General features: G+C 70.2%; 11 protein-coding genes. 3 read left to right on the forward strand and 8 right to left on the reverse strand.

All coding sequences use genetic code 11. From position 1 onward, the window contains the following. From ACFXN1_RS41380 to ACFXN1_RS41390, 3 genes are all read right to left on the reverse strand, one after another. A partial coding sequence (locus tag ACFXN1_RS41380; protein ID WP_379463879.1) for an amino acid adenylation domain-containing protein occupies positions 1-10,554 on the reverse strand: 10,554 nt, incomplete at its 3' end. A gap of 9 nt (positions 10,555-10,563) precedes the next feature. Next, positions 10,564-11,274, reverse strand: a complete 711-nt coding sequence (locus ACFXN1_RS41385; protein ID WP_379399286.1) for a DUF6875 domain-containing protein — start codon at positions 11,272-11,274, stop codon at positions 10,564-10,566. A gap of 190 nt (positions 11,275-11,464) precedes the next feature. Continuing rightward, a complete protein-coding gene (locus ACFXN1_RS41390) occupies positions 11,465-12,856 on the reverse strand; it encodes a glycine--tRNA ligase (RefSeq protein WP_364617741.1) in 1,392 nt (463 codons plus the stop codon). 148 nt (positions 12,857-13,004) lie between these two features. On the opposite strand from ACFXN1_RS41390, the gene ACFXN1_RS41395 reads away from it, so the two are divergent. Both ACFXN1_RS41395 and ACFXN1_RS41400 read left to right on the forward strand, forming a co-directional pair. Continuing rightward, positions 13,005-13,400 carry a metalloregulator ArsR/SmtB family transcription factor gene (locus tag ACFXN1_RS41395; RefSeq protein ID WP_040861788.1) on the forward strand — a complete coding sequence of 132 codons (396 nt, stop codon included), beginning with the start codon at positions 13,005-13,007 and terminating at the stop codon, positions 13,398-13,400. Between the two features lie 3 nt (positions 13,401-13,403). Then, entirely contained in the window at positions 13,404-13,814 is a 411-nt protein-coding gene (locus ACFXN1_RS41400; protein WP_354835448.1) for a Fur family transcriptional regulator, read from the forward strand. A gap of 70 nt (positions 13,815-13,884) precedes the next feature. On the opposite strand, the gene ACFXN1_RS41405 is transcribed toward ACFXN1_RS41400, so the two are convergent. Then, positions 13,885-14,850 (reverse strand): hypothetical protein, encoded by a 966-nt coding sequence (locus tag ACFXN1_RS41405; protein WP_379399287.1) that lies wholly within the window; start codon positions 14,848-14,850, stop codon positions 13,885-13,887. A gap of 102 nt (positions 14,851-14,952) precedes the next feature. On the opposite strand from ACFXN1_RS41405, the gene ACFXN1_RS41410 reads away from it, so the two are divergent. Continuing rightward, a complete protein-coding gene (locus tag ACFXN1_RS41410) occupies positions 14,953-15,591 on the forward strand; it encodes a TetR/AcrR family transcriptional regulator (protein WP_379399288.1) in 639 nt (212 codons plus the stop codon). Positions 15,592-15,621: 30 nt separating this feature from the next. Here the strand turns inward: ACFXN1_RS41410 and ACFXN1_RS41415 are convergent, their stop codons facing one another. From ACFXN1_RS41415 to recO, 4 genes are all read right to left on the reverse strand, one after another. Then, positions 15,622-16,029: a hypothetical protein gene (locus tag ACFXN1_RS41415; RefSeq protein WP_379399289.1), complete on the reverse strand. Its 408-nt coding sequence runs from the start codon at positions 16,027-16,029 to the stop codon at positions 15,622-15,624. Next, the gene (locus tag ACFXN1_RS41420; protein WP_364617730.1) at positions 16,026-16,829 is read right to left on the reverse strand and encodes an isoprenyl transferase; all 804 of its coding nucleotides are present in this window, start codon (positions 16,827-16,829) and stop codon (positions 16,026-16,028) included. The genes ACFXN1_RS41415 and ACFXN1_RS41420 overlap by 4 nt, the downstream gene beginning before the upstream one ends. Before the next feature lie 127 nt (positions 16,830-16,956). After that, positions 16,957-18,180 (reverse strand): arylsulfotransferase family protein, encoded by a 1,224-nt coding sequence (locus tag ACFXN1_RS41425; RefSeq protein WP_379441235.1) that lies wholly within the window; start codon positions 18,178-18,180, stop codon positions 16,957-16,959. Between the two features lie 112 nt (positions 18,181-18,292). Then, positions 18,293-19,084 carry a DNA repair protein RecO gene (gene recO / locus ACFXN1_RS41430; RefSeq protein ID WP_379399291.1) on the reverse strand — a complete coding sequence of 264 codons (792 nt, stop codon included), beginning with the start codon at positions 19,082-19,084 and terminating at the stop codon, positions 18,293-18,295. Between the last annotated feature and the right edge of the window lie 230 nt (positions 19,085-19,314).

Consider the following 19,314-nt stretch of genomic DNA (forward strand, 5'->3'; position numbering starts at 1 on the left):
CTTCAGAGCCACCGGATCGGGTTCCGTGCCGTCCGCGGCGACCACGTAGGCGGCGAGCATGCCGCCGCGCCCGTCGTCGCGGACCACCGCGACCGCGCGCGCGACCGTGGGCTCCGCGGTCAGCGCCGCCTCGACATCGCCCAGTTCGATGCGCAGGCCGCGCAGTTTGACCTGGGTGTCGGTGCGTCCCAGGTATTCCAGGTTCCCGTCGCGTCGCCGCACCAGGTCGCCGGTGCGGTACATGCGCCGGCCGGCCGGGCCGTGCGGGTCGGCCACGAACCGGGCTGCGGTCAGGTCGTAGCGGTCGAAATAGCCACGCGCCAAGCCGATTCCCGCGAGGTACAGTTCGCCGACCACACCGTCCGGAACCGGGCGCAGCCGGTCGTCGAGGACGAGGGCCCGCATGCCGGGTGCGGCCCGGCCGATGGTGATCGGCGCACCGGGATGCACGGGCGCGCCGGCAGCCGTCACCGTGGCCTCGGTCGGCCCGTAGTCGTTGAAGTGGTTGCGGCCCTCGGCCGCCCACGCGGCGACCAGTTCCGGCGGGCAGGATTCGCCACCGGTGACGATCAGGCGCAGATCGTCCAGTCCGGACGGATCCACGGTCGACAGCGCCGAGGGCGTGAGCGCGATGTGCGAAACCCGTTCGCGTGACAGCAGTTCGCCCAGCTCGGGTCCGGCGAAGACGGTGGGGGGCGCGATCACCAACGTGGCGGCCGCGCCCACCGCCATCAGCAGTTCCACGACGGAGGCGTCGAAACTCGGCGACGCCACGTGCAGGACCCGGGATTCCGAGGTGAGTGCGTCCCGGTCCCGCTGTGCGGCAGCGAGATTCGCCAGACCCGCGTGGGAGACCACAACCCCCTTGGGTGCGCCCGTCGATCCCGAGGTGAAGATGACGTACGCCGGATGGGCTGTGTTCCTGCTGATTTCATGAACCGCGAGCGGATACTCCTCCGCCTCGCGGTCGTCCAGGCACCACCATTCCACCGTGCCCGGAAGTCGGTCCCACTGCGAGCGCACGGTGAGACCGAGACATACCCCCGAAACGTCGATGATCCGGGCGATCCGATCCGGCGGATAGGCCGGATCCACCGGGACGAAGGCCGCCCCGGCCCGCGCGACGGCCCAGACCGCCAGCACCGATTCGATGGACCGCGGAATGCCCACGGCCACCAGTGTTTCCGATCCGGCGCCGGCCGCGGTCAGCCGCCGCGCCAGCTGCTCGGCCCGGGCGTCGAGCTCACGGTAGGTGAGCCGGCGGTCCCCGCAGATGACGGCGAGGCCGTCCGGGTTCGCCGCGACCGCGTCGGCCATGAGGTCGGCCAGCATGCGCGGGGACGCGACGGGTTCGGCGGCCGCGTGCAACCGCTCGTGCTCCGCCGCGGTGAGCAGGTCGAGATCACCGACCGGGCGCGCGGGTTCGGCCGTGATCTCGGCCAGCACCCGCACCAGTCGGCCGGTGAAGTCCGCCATGGTCGACGCATTGAAGAGGTCGGTGGCGTAGCAGCACCGCAGTTCCATGCCGTCGGCGTCGCCGATGACCGTGAGACTCAGGTCGAAACGGCTGTTGGTCTGCGGCAATTCGAGCGGGGACACGGTCAGCCCGGGCAGCTGGAGCTCCGGCATGGCCAGGTTCTGGAACACCAGCATGACCTGGACGAGCGGGTGCCGGGACTCCGACCGGGCCGGGGCCAGCACCTCCACGAGCCGCTCGAACGGCACGTCCGCGTGCTCGAAGGCTGCGAGATCGGTATCCCGCACCCGATCGAGCAGCGCGGCGAAACCCTCCTCCGGGCGAATACCGGTGCGCAATACCAGCGTGTTCACGAACATGCCGACCAGGTCGTCGAGTTCGCGCACGCCGCGCCCCGCGACCGGGGTGCCGACCACCACGTCCGCGGAGCCGCTGAGGCGGGACAGCAGCACGGCCAGTGCGGCGTGCACCACCATGAACGGGGTCGCCCGATGCGCGCGGGCGCAGCGGTCGATCGCGGCGGTCAGGTCCCGGTCCACGCGGGCGGTGCATTCGGCCGCCCGATGCGAGGCACAGGCCGGACGCGGCCGATCCGTCGGCAGCTCCAGATGATCCGGCACCCCGGCGAGGGTGTCCGACCAGTACCCGAGCTGCCGGGCCGCCAGCGAGTCCGTGTCCGCCTCGGAGCCGAGCCGATCCCGCTGCCACAGTGTGTAATCCGCGTACTGGACCGGCAGCGGCTCCCACGCCGGCGCCTGCCCGGCGGCCCGCACCGCATAGGCGGCGGCCACATCGCGGGTCAGCGGGGCCATCGAGAAACCGTCCGTCGCAATGTGATGCGCGACCAGCACGACCACGTGCTCTTCGAACTGGCCGTCCGTCATGGCGCGCGGGCCGTAACTTGCTGCGGCCTGGCTGATTTCGTGGTCGTCGACGACAAACACCCGGACCCGGAGCGGGACCGCCGCGGTGACGTCGAACCCACGGCCGATGGTGTCCGCGACGACCTCGGGTAGCCGGTCGAGGGACACCGGCACCGGGTCGAGGTCGAGCGGGACGTCCTCGGCGGGGAGCACCCGCTGCATGCCGACGCCGTCGATATCGGGATAGACCGTGCGCAGCGTCTCGTGGCGGGCCAGCACATCCCGCAGCGCGGCGCGCAGGGCGTCCTGGTCCAGGTGGCCCGAAAGACGCAGCGCCACCGGCACGTTGTAGGCCGGGGAGGCCGGGTCGTAGCGGTTGACGAACCACATGCGCTGCTGGGCCGGGGAGAGCGGGACCAGGTCGGGGCGCTCGGTCCGGGTGAGAGCGGGTGCGGCGGTATCGATCTCGGCGGCAGACAGCCGCACGGCCAGGTCGGCGACCACCGGGGCCTCGAAGAGCAGGCGGACCGGAACGGTGCGGCCCAGGTGCGCGGTGAGACGGGCGGCGACGCGGGTCGCGATGAGCGAATCGCCGCCGAGCGCGAAGAAGTCGTCGCGAGCACCGACGCGATCCAGCCCCAGTACCTCGGCGTAGGTCTCGGCGATGGCCACCTCGGCACCCGCCGGGACGACGTATTCGGCCTGTACCAGCTGGGGTTCGGGCAGGGCGCGCAGGTCCACCTTGCCGCTCGCCGTCAGCGGCAACTCCGGCAGCACCTGCAGGACGGCGGGCATCAGGTAGCGCGGCAGCCGGCCGGAAGCCCAGGCCAGCAGCTCCGGCACCGAGGCCGGATCCGACAGTGCGACATACGAGCACAGCGTCATCGCGCCGGCGGGGTTGCGCCGGGCGACGGTCACCGCGGCCTCGATGCCCGGATGCGTCAGCAGGACGGCGTCGACCTCACCCGGCTCCACCCGGATGCCGCGGATCTTCACCTGGAAGTCGCTGCGACCGGCGTACTCGAAACCGTCCGCGGTGCAGCGCATCAGGTCGCCGGTGCGGTACATGCGCTGCCCGGCGGTGAACGGGTCGGCGACGAACCGGCTCGCGGAAAGCGCTGCACGACCGGCATAGCCACGCGCCAGCCCCGAACCGCGCACATACAGTTCGCCGACCGCGCCCAGCGGTACCGGACGCAGCCAGGCGTCCAGCACGAGCAGGGTCGTCCCCGGCACCGGGTCGCCGAGCTGGGTCGAGGTGCCGGCCGTCATCGGGTCGCCGAAGCTCGCGGCGATGGTGGTCTCCGCCGGGCCATAGGAATTCACGAACGCGCGACCCTGACCCAGACGTGTCACCAGCGCGGGCGGGCAGGGTTCGCCACCCATGACGACCGTCCGCACACCGTGCAGGTCTGCGGCATCGAGGGTCGCGAGCACGCTCGGCGTACAGGTCAGGTGGGTGGCAGCGCCCGCGCGGATGGCGGCCGCCAGCTCCGCACCCGCACTCGCCTCCGGCGGTGCGACGACCAGCGTCGCGCCGGCGGCGAACGCGGACATCCAGACCAGCATGGCCGCGTCGAAAGCCGGGTTGAGGCAGTGCATCACGCGCGAATCGCGATCGATGCCACCGCGTTCCGCCATGGCCGCCGCCATATTGGCCAGCCCGGTGTGCGAGACCACGACACCCTTCGGCGTGCCCGTGGACCCCGAGGTGAACACCACGTAGGCCGCATGCTCCGGGCGCAGGAGCGCGAGCCGGTCGGCATCGGTGACCGGCTCGGCGGACATCGCCGCGCACTCCGCGACCAACGCGTCGCTGTCCAGCCGCAGCCATGCCACGTCGCCGGGCAGATCCATCACGTGATCCGAGGTGATCCCCAGTACCGCACCGCATTCCGAGGCGATGGCGCTCGTCCGCGCCGCCGGCTGCGTGACATCCACCGGCACGAACGCCGCCCCGGTCTTCGCAACGGCCCACACGGCGACCATCGACATCACCGATCGCGGCAGAGCTACCAGCACCGCCCGCTCGGGCCCGGCACCGGCTTCGATCAGCCTACGAGCCAATCGATTCGACGCGGCCGCCAGCTCGGCGTAGGTCAGCTCGGCAGCGCTGTCGGCCGTTGAGGCGGCGCCGACGATCGCGGTTGTGTCCGGGTATCCGTTGGCGGACAGGAGATCCGGGAGGAGCAGTACCTCGCGGGAGTCGGCCCCGGGTCGGACCGAGACCAGCGCGTCGAGGTCCGTGCCGCGCAGCCCGGCGGCGCGGCGGCGCGAGTCGCCGGTGAGGTCGGTCAGCAGGCGGGACAGCGCCGCTGCCAGCGCATCGGCCTCGGAGGCGTCGAAATAGCGTGGGGAGCGGGTCAGTTCGAGGCGGAGGCCGTTGTTGGCGTAGGCGGCCAGCGAGAGGGGGTAGTGGGTGCCGTCCTGGGCGCGCAGGGACGTGACGGTGAGGTCGGCCTGGCGGGTGGCGGCGGTGAGGGTCGCGGCGTCCACCGGGTAGGACTCGAAGACGGTGGCGGTGTCGAAGAGCGGGCCCAGGCCGGTGGCGGCCTGGATCTCGTCGAGGCCCAGGTGCTGGTGGTCGGCCAGGGCGGCCTGCTCGCGCTGCACGCGGGTGAGCAGGTCGGCGATCGATTCGGCCGGGTTCAGGGCGATCCGGACCGGGACGGTGTTGACCAGCATGCCGACCATGCGCTCGGCGCCGGCCAGTTCCGGCGGGCGGCCGGACACGGTGGCGCCGAAGACGATGTCGGAGCCGCCGGTCTGCTCGGCCAGCAGCAGCGCCCAGGCCACCTGCACGAGGGTGTTGACGGTGACCTGGCAGGCCGCGGCCGTGCGGCGCAGGGCATCCGGCAGACCATCGGGCAGGGGCATCTCGTGGGCGACCGGGGCGGTCGCGGCGTCGGCGCGCGGCGCGGTCGGGGCGATCAGGGTCGGGCCGTCGAGGCCGGACAGGGACTGCGCCCAGGCTTCCCGGGCCAGGTCGTCGTCGCGGGCGGCCAGCCACTCCAGGTGCGTGCGGAAGGGGGCCGGGGTCGCGAATCCGGTGTCGTCGCCGGAGGTTTCGTAGAGGGCGATGAGTTCCGCGAACAGCATCGGCATGGACCAGCCGTCGAGGATCAGGTGGTGGTTGGTGATGACCAGCCGGAAGCGCCGCTCCCCCGCCGCGATGCACAGGAATCGGATCAGGGGCGGGTGGTCGACCGAGAACGGCTCACGCAGTTCGGCCGCCGCGATCTCGTCGAGTTCCGCCGGCGTGGCACCGATCGCCTCCCGATAGGCGCACGGCACCGCAACCTCGGCCGGAATCACCTGCACCGCACCGGTATCCGAGGCCAGGAAGCCGGCGCGCAGCACATCGTGGCGGCGGACCAGCGCCTCGGCGGCGGCCGTCAGCCGGTCGCGATCGAGGTCGGCCTCGACATCGATGATCGCCTGCACCGAGTAGCCGTCCGGGCCGCCCGCGGCCAGTTGCGCCTGGAACAGCAGGCCGCGCTGCAGCGGCGTCAGCGGCCAGGCATCGGTCAGACGGCCGAAAGCCCGCTCCCACGACTCGATCTCCGGCTGCGCGACGGTCAGCAGCGGCAGATCGGCAGGGGTGAGGCCACCGGCGTCGGGCCGCCGTACCAGCTCGGCGATCTCACCGACCGCCGAAAGCCATTCCCGCGCCAGCGCTTCCACGTCCCCGGCCGCGACCGCATGACCGGCGAACTGCCACACCGCCCGGATCCGCTGCCCACGCTCCGACTCCAGCGTGACCGCGTCCACCGAGATGACCGCCGCCAGCGGCATATCCGGATCCGCGTGCCCGCCCAGGCGGTCCCCCATCGCGACCGGCAGCCAATCGCCCACGGCGAACTCGGGAATCTGCCCGAGGTAGTTGAATCCGATCTGCGGATCCGGCAGTGCCGCGAGCTCCCGGGCCGTCCGCGCGTTCAGGTAGCGCAGCAGCCCGTAGCCGAAGCCGCCGCGCGGCACGGCCCGCAGCTGTTCCTTGACCGTCTTCAACGCGCTGTCCACGCTGGCCGCGCCCGAATCTCCGTCCACGGCAATGGGTCCCAGGCGCACCGGCACCTGCGTGGTGAACCAGCCGACCGTCCGCGACAGGTCCGCCCCGGGCACCGCGGCCTCGTCGCGGCCGTGCCGCTCGACCGTGACCACGGTCCCGGCGGCGACCGCATCCTGCCCGTCCCGCCAACGCGCCAGCGCCAGCGCGAGGGCCGCCAGCAGCGCGTCCTCGACGCCGCAGCGGTAGGTGCCGGCGAGCCGGGCGATGAGCGCCGCCGACACCTCGCCCGGCACCTCGATATCGATCCGCCGGGCGGTCCGATGGGTGTCCACCGCCACGTCCAGCCGGCGCCGCCCGATCAGGGCATCCGGGGCCAGCACGTCACGCCAGTACCCGAGTTCGGCGACCGGCCAGGGTGATTCGACGGCGGCCGAGTCATCGGCCGGCGCGCCCGGGATGTCCGGTGACGCCATCGCCTCCAGTGCGTACGCCCAGGTGCGCATCGAGGTCCCGGTCTCCCGCAGCTCGGGTTTCGTCCCCGCCGCGGCCTGCGTCCAGGCGGACATCAAGTCGGGCAGCAGGATTCGCCACGAGACCGCGTCACAGGCCAGGTGGTGCACCGCGATCGCCAACCGGCCCGGCCGCGCCGGACCGGCGTCCAGCCAGTTCAGTGCGATCATCACACCCGCACGCGGATCCAACCGACCGGCGGCATCCGTCAGCGCTCGGTCGACCGCCGCCCCGGACACGTCGGCCGCCGTCCACTCGAAGTGTGTCAGCAGCGTCGCCGCCTCGATGTCATCCGCCGGGGGGACGTCCAAGCGGAGCCCGTCGTCGGTGTCGACCAGGCGGGCGCGCAGCACATCGTGGCGGTCGAGCAGCGCCTGGACGGCGCGCAGCAGCACCGGGAGTTCGACCCCGGCCGGCACCTGGACCACCATCGACTGGGCGAAATGCCGCCAACCGGGACGGCCGAACAGCCAGGCCGCGATCGGCGTCAGCGGCAGGCGTCCGACGCCACCGCCCGCCAGTTCGGGCAGCCGTTGCGGACGGTCCTCGAGCCGGGTGACCACGGCCGCCAGGGCGGCCGGGGTGCGGTGCTCGAAAACCTCACGGGCGGAGAAGACCAGGCCCGCGGCACGAGCGCGCGACACCAGCGTGATCGCCATGATCGAATCGCCGCCCAGGGCGAAGAACGAGGTGTCCGGACCGGCCTCGGTCCCGAGAACCTCCGCGAACAGGCTGCAGAGCAGGCGTTCGGTGGCGGTGGCCGGCGCGCGACCCGACATCGATTGCGCCACCACGGGTTCCGGCAGCGCCCGGCGATCCACCTTGCCATTGGCGGTGAGCGGCAACGCACCCAGCACCGTGACAGTCGCGGGCACCATGTACGGCGGCAGGCGGTGGGTGGCGTGGTCGAGCAGCTCGGGCTCGGTGATCACCTGACCGGCGTGCGGAACCACATACGCGGCCAGCACGGTGCCGCCGCCGGGACCGGGCCGCGCCACCGTGACCGCGATCTCCACCGACGAGTGCGCGTTGAGCACGGCGTCGATCTCACCCAGCTCGATCCGCATACCGCGCAGCTTCACCTGGAAGTCGCCGCGACCCACGTACTCGAGCACGCCACTCTCGGTCCAGCGCACCAGATCTCCGGTGCGGTACATGCGGGCCCCGGCCGGACCCGAGGGGGCGGGCACGAAACTCTCGGCGGTCGGCCCGGGACGGCCGACGTACCCGCGCGCCACCCCCGGCCCGGTCACGTACAGCTCCCCGGCCACCCCGATCGGCACCGGCCGCAGCCAGCGATCCAGCACCAGCATCCCGGCGCCCGGAATGGGGTCGCCGAGCCCGGCATTCACGCCCGGCACCAGCCCCCGGGTGTAGGTGACGGCCACCGTGGTCTCGCTGGGACCGTATGAATTCAGCAGCTCCCGCCCGATCCCGAAGCGCGCCACGATATCCGGCGGCGTCGGTTCCCCGCCCGACGACACGGCGCGCACCCCGTCGAGCGCGTCCGGCTCCAGGGTGGACAGCACCGCGGGTGTCGAACAGACCTGGGTGATGCCGAAATCCCGGACCAGCCCGGTCAATTCGGTGCCCACCACCGGATCCGATTCGGCCACCACCAGGGTCGTGCCCGATGCGAACGCCATCAGCCATTCCAGCACCGACGCATCGAAACTCGGATTCAGGCACTGCAGGACCCGTGCACCCGGCGCGACCCGGTACGCCGTCACGATCGCCGCGGCCAGCCCGGCCAATCCGGAATGGGTCACCGCCACACCCTTGGGCACCCCGGTCGATCCGGAGGTGAACACCACGTACGCCGGATTGCCGGCCCGCGGCCGCCCCCGCAACTCCTCGGCGGTGAGCGGCGGATCGGCCGGCGCCACGTCCTCGTCGAGCAGGTCGTCGAGAGTGATCCAGTGGACCGAATCCGGCAGCGCGGCAGTCGATTCCGCGAGGGTCAGGCCGATCGTCGCGTCCGCGTCGGCGGCAATGCGCGCCATCCGGTCGGCGGGCAGCGCGGTACCCAGCGGCACGAACGCCGCGCCGGTCTTGGCCACCGCCCACAGCGCGACCATCGCCTCGATCGAACGGGGAAGTGCCAGCAGCACGGTCGATTCCGGTCCGACGGCCGCGGCCTCCGGTATCCCGGAACCGGATTCGGCAGCGCCGGCCCGCACGATCCTCCGCGCCAGCCGATTCGACAGCGCGTCCAGCTCGCCGTAGGTCAGCCGCCGGTCGCGGCCCATGACGGCGACCGTCTCGGGTCCGGCGCGGCGCAGGCCGTCCGCCAGGATCTCCGGCAGCAGCCGCGGCTGCGGCGCCGCCGGCCCGTGCGCGCCCGCCAGCACCGGCTGCTCGTCCGGCACCGTGTAATCCAGTGCCGCGACCGGTGTTCCGGGCTCCGCCTCCAGCAGCGAATCCAGCACGGCGAGGAATCGCCGATGATGCCGGTTCAGCGAATCCTCGTCGTACAGGCGCGGATTCGCGGCGAAGTCGACATGGATCGGTGCGCCCGCACCGTGCTGGTAGAAGTTGACGAACAGGTCCTCGATCGGGCCCGAGGTGACCACGTGCAGGCTCGACTCCACGCCCTCGAAGTCGATCCCGTCCGGGAACATCATGATGTTGATGACCGGCCCGGTCATGCCGCGCCCGAACTCGTCCCGGTCGCCCTCGTCCCGCATGTCCTCGTGGCGGAAGCGCTGATGCCGCAAGGCCCCCGACGCCGCCACCCGCACGGCATCCAGGACCTCCCCCACCCGTCCCGCGCGCGGCACCGGCACCCGCAGCGGCACCACATTGGCGATCATGCCGCCGGAACGCCGCAGCACCGCGGTGGTGCGGCCGGACACGGGCAGGCTCAGGACGACGTCCTCGGTGGCCGTGAGCCGGGCGTAGTACAGCGCGACCGCGGCCATCACCACGCCCGCCGCACTGGTGTCGAAACGGCGGGCCGCGCTCGCCAGCCGCTCGGCCGTCCGCTCCCCCAGCTGGGCGCGCGCCTCGCGGGCCAGCGCGCTCGCGGGCGCGGTGGCCCCGACCAGGCTGCACCGGTCGGGCATGCCCGCGGTGGCCTCGCGCCAGTAGCGCTCGTCGGTGGCGTACCGGCTCGATTCCCGGTACGCCATCTCCGACTCGTGCACGTCCAGCAGCGAGGCCGCGGTGCCGGGAGGCGCCGTTTGCCCGCGCACCGCGGCGTTGTACAGCTCGGCGACCCTATACAGCATGGTCATCGAGCCGAATCCATCGATGAGGAGGTGGTGTGCTCTGGTGTACCACAGGTGATGGGACTCGCCGACCCGGATCACGGTGGATATCCCAGCCTGTGCACCGAACAGCTCGATCGGCGCCGCCACATCCGCGCGCATCCATTCCAACGCGTCCGCAACCGGGTCCGGTCGGTCCTGGAAGTCCAGGAAGCCGACCGTCGCGTCCAGTTCGGTATCGACCACCTGATACGGCCGATCCTCGACCTCGACGAATCGCAGGACACCGGAACCGAATTCCCGCGCTGCCTGCGCCCCCACGAGCCGCAGCGCCGCGATATCCAGCGGTCCGTGCATCTCGATGTACTGGGCCTCCGACAGCGGCACCGCCGGATCCAGTTGCTGCGCATAGAACATCCCCAGCTGAGCCGGGGAGAGCGGGAAGACGGTGGCGGTCCGATCCGCCGCGATCTCACGCGTCATAGGAACTACCTAACTGCTGGCCGAACAGGATGCGTCGTCGTCGGCGCCCACCTCGTAGGCGGGCACGAATGCGGGACGAGATGTCAAGCGCTCCACCATGACCGAGCGCACGTGCGCGGGCAGCCCCGGCGCGAACTTGCGCACGAAGGCGTCGGCCCACTCCGGTCTGTCGAGCAGGAACGGAAAATCGGTCGTCATCATGCTGCGCACCACCAACATCGGCATCGGTGCGTCCAACGGCCGAAAATCCTTGTTCCACAGGCCCGCCTGGTCACAGCCCGGATAGAATTGCCCGAGCATGATGCCGCGTTCCACGAATTTGCTCTTGAATTCATCGTGGATCTCATCGATCAGCGAACAATCCGTCAAATTCGGGAATACGGTGATCAATGCGCGCAGCACGGAGGTGGAACTGCCGTTCCCCGTGGGCAGTCCGGAATAGGCCTCCAGCGCGTCACGGATGATCGCGCGCACCCACGTCGGCCGCGGCTCCACCGCTGGAACCTGCGCCAGCCACATCAGATCTCGCCGCATGGCCGGTCGTACATACGGGCAGACCGGCCCGTCGCGGCCCAGTTCGTCACTGGGTTGGGTCAGATAGGACTCGGCCCATGATCGAAATGCCGCCACCGTGGATCGGGCGGCAGGGCACGATGATCCGGTGTCCCCCAATGAGACCCATTGCAGCCCCGAGCGGGGGCCGATAACACGCTCGCTCATGACTCACCTCGGATGATCGAGCTACGGCAGAGATGCGCCGTTGCCCACATCCTTAAATAGTGCTCCGGTCATGGGCCGTTAACGTGAGTAGTCGGTTACCCAATTTCGCGACACCGCCCCGGATTTCGGGGGCAATGGAATAAAGAAAAGACCGGTCAGGCATTGACCGGTCTTTTCTGTGAACTTGGACTCAGGCGCCGACGAGGCGCGCCGCCAGGTAGCCCTCCACCTGATCGAGAGCGATGCGCTGCTGAGCCATCGAGTCCCGCTCACGCACGGTGACGGCCTGGTCCTCCAGCGTGTCGAAGTCGACCGTGATGCAGAACGGGGTGCCGATCTCGTCCTGACGGCGGTAGCGGCGGCCGATCGCCCCGGCGTCGTCGAAGTCCACGTTCCAGTTCCGGCGCAGCTGCGCGGCCAGGTCCTTGGCCTTCGGCGACAGGTCCGCATTGCGCGACAGCGGCAGGACAGCCGCCTTGACGGGCGCCAGGCGCGGGTCCAGGCGCAGTGTGGTGCGAGTCTCCATGGTGCCCTTGGCCGTCGGCACCTGCTCCTCGTGGTACGCGTCGACCAGGAAAGCCATCAGCGAGCGGGTCAGACCTGCGGCCGGCTCGATCACGAAGGGGATGAAGCGCTCGTTGGTGTTCTGATCGAAGAAGCTCAGATCCGTGCCGGAATGCTCGGAATGGGTCTTCAGGTCGAAGTCGGTACGGTTGGCGACGCCCTCGAGCTCACCCCACTCGGAGCCCTGGAAGCGGAAGCGGTACTCGATGTCCACCGTGCGGGTGGAGTAGTGCGAGAGCTTGTCCTTCGGGTGCTCGAACAGCCGCAGGTTCTCCGGGTCGATGCCCAGGTCGGTGTACCAGGCCAGGCGGGTGTCGATCCAGTACTGGTGCCACTGCTCGTCCTCGCCCGGCTTGACGAAGAACTCCATCTCCATCTGCTCGAACTCGCGGGTACGGAAGATGAAGTTGCCCGGGGTGATCTCGTTGCGGAACGACTTACCGATCTGCGCGATGCCGAACGGCGGCTTCTTGCGCGCGGTGGTCTCGACGTTCTTGTAGTTCACGAAGATGCCCTGCGCGGTCTCCGGGCGCAGGTAGTGCATGCCTTCTTCGGATTCGACCGGGCCCAGGTAGGTCTTCAGCATCATGTTGAAGTCCTTGGGCTCGGTCCACTTGCCCACGGTGCCGCAGTCGGGGCACACGACGAGCTCCATGGACACCGAGTCCGGGTTGTCGATCTTGTTCTTCTCGGCGTACGCCTCCTGCAGGTGGTCCTGCCGGTGCCGCTTGTGGCAGTTGAGGCATTCCACCAGCGGGTCGTTGAACACCGCGACGTGGCCCGAGGCCACCCACACCGGACGCGGCAGGATGATCGACGAGTCCAGGCCGACCACGTCGTCACGGCTGGTCACCATGGACCGCCACCACTGCCGCTTGATGTTCTCCTTGAGCTCGACGCCCAGCGGACCGTAGTCCCAGGCCGACCTCGTTCCGCCGTAAATCTCACCGCTCGGGTACACGAGACCCCGACGCTTGGCGAGATTGGCGACGGTGTCCACCTTCGACTTGGGTGCCACTGAACAGTTCTCCATCCGTGTCCGGAAGATTGCAAAGGATTCGGTCCAGACTATCTGCCGTGTGCTACGGGTTTGACACCGTGTCGCGTTTGACATGCGTACACGTGCATATAAGAATGGCATCGGTTTCCAATAAGGAGTTGGTTCGATGACCACGGACAGCGGCGCGCCCCTGCGGCGCTCCCACGTCGCGACGGAGACCCCGGCCGCGATCCCCCACGACCCGTACCCCTACCGGTCTCCCCAGCCGCCGGCCGTGCCGTCGCGCACCATTCTGGACTCCGCCGGAGAACTATTGCGCGCACTGGCGGCGCCCGTCCGCATTGCCATCGTGCTCCAGCTCCGCGAGTCACCGCGCTGCGTGCACGAACTGGTCGATACCCTCGGAGTGACCCAGCCGCTGATCAGCCAGCACCTGCGCATCCTCAAGTCCGCCGGGGTGGTGCGTGGTGAACGCACCGGCCGCGAGGTCATCTACGAACTGGTCGACGAACATCTCGCGCACATAGTCATCGACGCGGTCGCACACGCCGAGGAAGGGTGATCCGTGGGAACAAGCGAGAAGACCGTCGGGGTCCGCAGCACCCGTCAGCGCAGTGCCATCGCCGCACTGCTCGCGGACATCGACGAATTCCGCTCCGCACAGGAGCTGCACGACGAACTCCGCAAGCGCGGTGAGGGCATCGGGCTGACCACGGTGTACCGCACCCTGCAGTCGCTCGCCGACGCCGGGATGGTCGACGTGCTACGCACCGACACCGGCGAATCGGTGTACCGGCAGTGCTCCACCGGACACCACCATCACCTGGTCTGCCGCCAGTGCGGCCGGACCGTCGAGGTGGAGGGGCCGACCGTGGAGGCCTGGGCGGACTCGATCGCCACCGAGCACGGGTTCACCGATATCAGCCACACCATGGAGATCTTCGGCACCTGCCAGAACTGCTGCCACAAGAGCTGACAGCGAGCAGCCGCGCACCCCTTGCTCATCGAGCGAGGGGTGCGCGGCTGCTGCCGTCCGAGTGGCGAGTTCAGGCCGCGGGCACCAGGTCCGGGGCGAGAGCCGGGACGGTCCGCCGAGTGCGGGCGATCCCCACACCGAGGAGAGCGAGACCGGCTGCGGCCCAGCACAGCAGGACCGTCAGCGGGCCCGCGATGGCGGCGTCACCGAAGAAGGCCGTCGAACGGAGCAGGGTGGCGGCAGCGCCGGGCGGCAGCAGCTGTCCGATCTCGCCCCACGGCTTGGGCAGCAGTTCGGGCGCGGAGGTGGCTCCGGAGAAGGGGTTTCCGACGAGCAGCATGGTGAGCGCGCCCAGGCCGATGCCCGCCTGACCGAGCACGGCGGCCAGACCGACCACGGTGCCGGCGACGGCGAGGGAGACCAGGCCGCTGATCGAGGCCATGGCCAGGTACGCACCGGGGAGCAGGTGCAGCCAGCCCTGGACGATCGACATGCTCAGCAGCCCACCGGCGATCGCGAAGACGGCCAGGCCGAGAGCGCGGGCGCGCAGCGACGGCACCAGCAGGGTCAGCAGCACGCCACCGGCCAGGCCGGACATGACCAGCGGGAGAACCATTGCGCCGAAACCGCTACCGCGCGGGTCGTGGACGTCGGCGGCGACCACGTCCTGCACCGGTGCCGCCTGCGCGCCGTTCAGCTGTTGCGCGAAGGCCGAGAGCTGCTGGGCCACAATCGGACTCGCGGCCGAGGCGATCAGCACCCGGGGCTGTCCACCGGTCAGGATGGCCCCGTACACATCTCGATGCTCGATGGCGTCGCGAGCGGTGGATTCGTCTGCGACGGTGCGGATGTCGAAGCCGCCGGGCTCGCGATCGGTCAGCTGCCGGGCGACCGCGGCGGCCTGCGGGCCGGTGATGGCGATGGGGAGATCCCGGGGCGCGACGCGGGCGGCGGGCCAGGCGAAGGCGATGAGCATCAGGGCCTGAATGGCGGCCGCGGCGAGACCGAGGGCGAGGGAGCGCTGGACTGTGTTCATGACCCATCCAAAGAAAGCGAAGGTTCGTTCTTTTTAATTGGGACAAGGCTGACACTCCAGTGTCCCCTTGTCAAGAACGGATATTCGTTTTACTTTGGGCCCATGCCCAGAGTCAGCGAGGAACACCTGGAACGCCGCCGGCAGCAGATTCTCGACGCCGCGCAGTCCTGCTTCGCCCGCAAGGGACTGCACGCCACCACCATGCAGGACGTCTTCGCCGAATCCGGACTGTCGGCCGGGGCGGTCTACCGGTACTTCAAGTCCAAGGACGACATCATCAAGGACCTCGCCACCGACGCCACCGTCGACCTGCGCGCGGCCCTCAGCGAAGCCGTCTACAGCGACCCGCTTCCCACTCCCCCGGACCTGGTCCGCATCATGTGCGAGGCCATCGTCCGGCTCAGCGTCCCCGGCGGGCCGGTCCGCATCATCCCGCAGGCCTGGTCGCTGGCCCTGACCGACGCCAATATCGCCGACTACGTCCGCACCAATATCCTCGGCATCCGCCGCCTCTGGTTCGACTACGCCGAACGCATGCGCGACGTCGGCTGGCTCCCCCCGGACGCCGACACCGACGCGGTGGCCAAGATCTTCCTCGGCCTACTACCCGGCTTCATCCTGCAGCACCTCATCCTCGGCGACGTCGACCCCGACACCTTCGCGCGCGGCATCACCGAGATCCTCCCCGACTACCGCCGCGCCGCCGAGGCCGCGGCCGCGGCCGAATCCGCCCGAGCCTGAACCGATCCCGGGCGGCACCGGGTATCGGTGTCAGAGCAGCAGGCCCTGGCGGGCACGGCCCGCCCCGGAGAGGGTCAGCAGCAGGATGGTGGCCAGCGGCTCGTCCTCGAGCCCGGCGGCCGGGAAGGTGTAGCGCAGGATGACGTCCGCGAGCTTCTCGCGGGACACGACGGTGAGCGTGCCGAACTGGAGCGCGGCATTGCGTTCGGCGACCCGCTTGTGCAGCTGCGGCTTCACCGGACGATCCCAGGCCAGGATGCACATGAGCGCCAGCACATCCAGGCCGGGCGAGAGGTTGACGCCGCGCAGCGAGCACAGCGCGCCCTCGTACTCGAAGCCGAGGCCGCCGTCCTCCTCGCGAACCTCCACGCCGTAGCGCAGCAGCAGGGCGCGGGCGCGGTCCTGGAGCGCCTCCGCGGGGGTGAGCTGGTCGGTCATTTCACGCCTCCGAAGCGACGGTCACGCTTGGCGTACTCCAGGCAGGCGTCCCAGAGGTTGCGGCGGTCGAAATCAGGGAAAAGCGTTTCCTGGAACACGAATTCGGCGTACGCGGCCTGCCAGATCAGGAAGTTGGAGGTGCGCAGTTCACCCGAGGGACGCAGGAACAGGTCCACGTCCGGCATATCGGGTTCGTCGAGGTAGCGGGCCACGGTGGCCTCGGTGATCTTCTCCGGGTCGAGTTCCCCGGCGGCCACCCGGCGCGCGATTTCCCGTGCGGCGTCGGCGATCTCGGCACGACCGCCGTAGTTGACGCACATGGTGAGGGTCATCACCGTATTGTCCCGGGTGAGCTCCTCCGCGATCTCCAATTCCTTGATCACGCTGCGCCACAGGCGCGGTCGGCGGCCGGCCCAGCGCACCCGCACACCCATCTCGTGCATCTCGTCGCGGCGGCGGCGGATCACATCGCGATTGAAGCCCATCAGGAAGCGCACCTCGTCGGGGCTGCGCCGCCAGTTCTCGGTGGAGAAGGCGTAGGCCGACAGCCACTTCACGCCCATCTCGATACAGCCCTCGACGGTGTCCATGAGCACCGCCTCGCCGCGCTCGTGGCCCGCGGTGCGGGGCAGCCCGCGCTCCTGGGCCCAGCGGCCGTTGCCGTCCATCACCAGCGCCACATGCCTGGGCACGAATTCCGCCGGAATCGCCGGCGGCTTAGCCCCCGACGGATGCGGCGACGGCGGCCGCACAACACGCTGCTCAGTCGATGACTTCCGGTTCCCGATCACGACCACCATCCTGCCCGACGCTCCGCGAGGCCGGACGGCGCCCACACCATTGCCACCGGACCTCCACATTTCCTCCACCGGATGGCGTACGGCGGCGGGGAAACCGGCATTTCCCCGCCGCCGAGCGCCCGGCCGGTCAGCTGGGGAGACTGTCGAGGTAGGCGCGGTAGCTGCCGAAGGGCAGGACGGCGTCGTAGACCAGCTCGCCGCTCGGGGTGAACTCCGAGATGCGGGGCGTCATGCCCCAGCTGACCAGGGTATTGCCGTTCGGCAGGGCCTGGGCATTGCCCATGGCGGGGGTGACCAGACCGTCCGGGTGCTCCTGATTGCGCACCAGGGTGGCGCGCCCCGCGGCCGGGTCGAGGTGGATCCACTCCACGCTCGACTTCCCGCGCGATTCCACACCGCTGGAGTTGTTGTCGAACAGCCGCAGCGTCGAGGCGTCGGCGAACTCGGCGTCGTGCTGGAAGGCGAACTGCACGTCCGGATCGGCGGTCAGGGTCGGATGCTTGCCGCCGAGCTGCCAGCGGATATCGCCGGTGTTCGGGTCGACGTCGTAGACAGCGGACGTATTGCGCAGGGACACAACCAGATTCCCGGACGGATCCTGGCTGATCGAGTTCATGTGATACGGGTCGTAGACGTCGCCCGCCAGCTTGCCGGAGGTCTCCGAATCACTCAGCGGCACATGCTCGGCCGCGCTCCAGCGGAACAGCTGCCGGCCCGAGGCGACATCGATCACCAGGGCGACGGTATCGAACATCCTCCCGTTCGCTGGGCCGCCGATGGCGGTGAGATCGGCATCGACCTGCGGGTACGAGGTGAGCAGCGCGTGACCGTCGGGGGTCAGCCGGAATTCGTGCACATCCGCGCCCGCCCCACCCGGGTCGACGGTCGCCAGCACATTGAAGGTCTCGTCCGCGATGATTCCCACACCCGAGCCGTGCCCGGCAACCGTGCTGCCCTGCCACCAGGTGAGCACCTTGCGCCCCTGGTAGATCTGCGTCCGGAAGTTCGAGACATCCTGTCCCGCAGGCGGTTCGTAGCGTTTGATCTCCTTGCCGGACCGGTCGGCAATGACGTTCGCGGGCTTTCCGCCCGGCAGCACCTGCGCCACGGTACCCAGCCCGGGCACCAGCGCGGCGGCGCTCACACCGGTGGTGTAGTAGATGAATCCGTCGCTCTCGCCCGGCTTTTCGACCTTCACCGTGTACGCGAGCCCGCCGAACGGCGAACTCGGCAGCACCGGCTGGGCCGCGGCGGCCGCGGTCGCGGTCGCCAGCACGGCGGCGACGGCCAGCGACACCGGCAGGCGGCGGACAGCCGCCGGCGAGGACTTTCGATGAGGAGAACCCGACACGCCGTGAACTTTAGGCTCCCTAACGTTCGATGGCTCTGTATCGAATCTCACTGATCCGGACCCGCTTTCCCGCGCCCGCTCACCGGGACTCCCAGGGTGATTCGGCCCGGCGTCAGCCGATGGCGGCACGGGGACGCTCGGCCGCCGCGTCGCGCTCGACGGCCTCGTGCGGGCGGGTGCGCTCGATAAGCGGCAGCGTGCGCAGCTGTCGTTCCAGGTGCCACTGCAGATGCGCGGCAATGAGACCGCTGGCCTGGCGTCGCATGGCGTCGGAGACGGCGTCGACGCCGGACCAGTCGCCCCGATTGAGAGCGCTCATGTGGTCGAGAACGCCGACCATGGGCGTGGCCGCGCCGGGCGGACGGCAGTGCACGCACACCGCGCCGCCCGCGGCCACATGGAAGGCGCGGTGCGGGCCGGGGGTGGCGCAGCGGGCGCAGTCGTCGAGGGCGGGCGCCCAACCGGCGAAAGCCATGGCGCGCAACAGGTATGCGTCCAGGATCAGTTCGTGGGGGCGGCGGCCCAGCGCGATGGCGCGCAGCGCGCCGGCGGTGAGGGTGTGCAGGCGGGCGGCGGGTGCGCCCTCCTCGCCGGCCAGGCGCTCGGCGGTCTCGAGCACGGCGCAGGCGGTGGTGTAGCGGCCGTAGTCGGCGACGATGTCGGCGGCGAAGGTCTCGACCGTGTGCACCTGGGTGACGGTGTCGAGATTGCGGCCCGGATACAGCTGCACATCCACGTAGGCGAACGGTTCCAGCCGCGCCCCGAACTTGGAGCGGGTGCGCCGCACACCCTTGGCGACCGCGCGCACCAGACCGTGCTGGCGGGTCAGCAGCGTGACGATGCGGTCCGCCTCGCCCAGCTTGTGCTGGCGCAGCACCACCGCCTGATCCCGATACAACCGCACCGCAACAGTCTCGCACGCGCGACCGACCGGACCACGACGAGTCACCGGACGTGTGCCGATCAGAAGTTCGTTGGCCCGCGATTGGCCGCGCGCCGCACGCTGAGCGCGACCCTCGGACCGAGGATTCGGACGCGCTACACCGGCACGCCGCTGGTGTGGATCGCCGTGGGACACATCGGCCGCGCCCTCGCCGCCGATGAGGCGTGATCGACCACTGCCCGGTCGAGCAC

Origin of the sequence: Nocardia sp. NPDC059154 (assembly GCF_042755705.1) — a bacterium.
In the GTDB taxonomy this organism is placed as follows: domain Bacteria; phylum Actinomycetota; class Actinomycetes; order Mycobacteriales; family Mycobacteriaceae; genus Nocardia.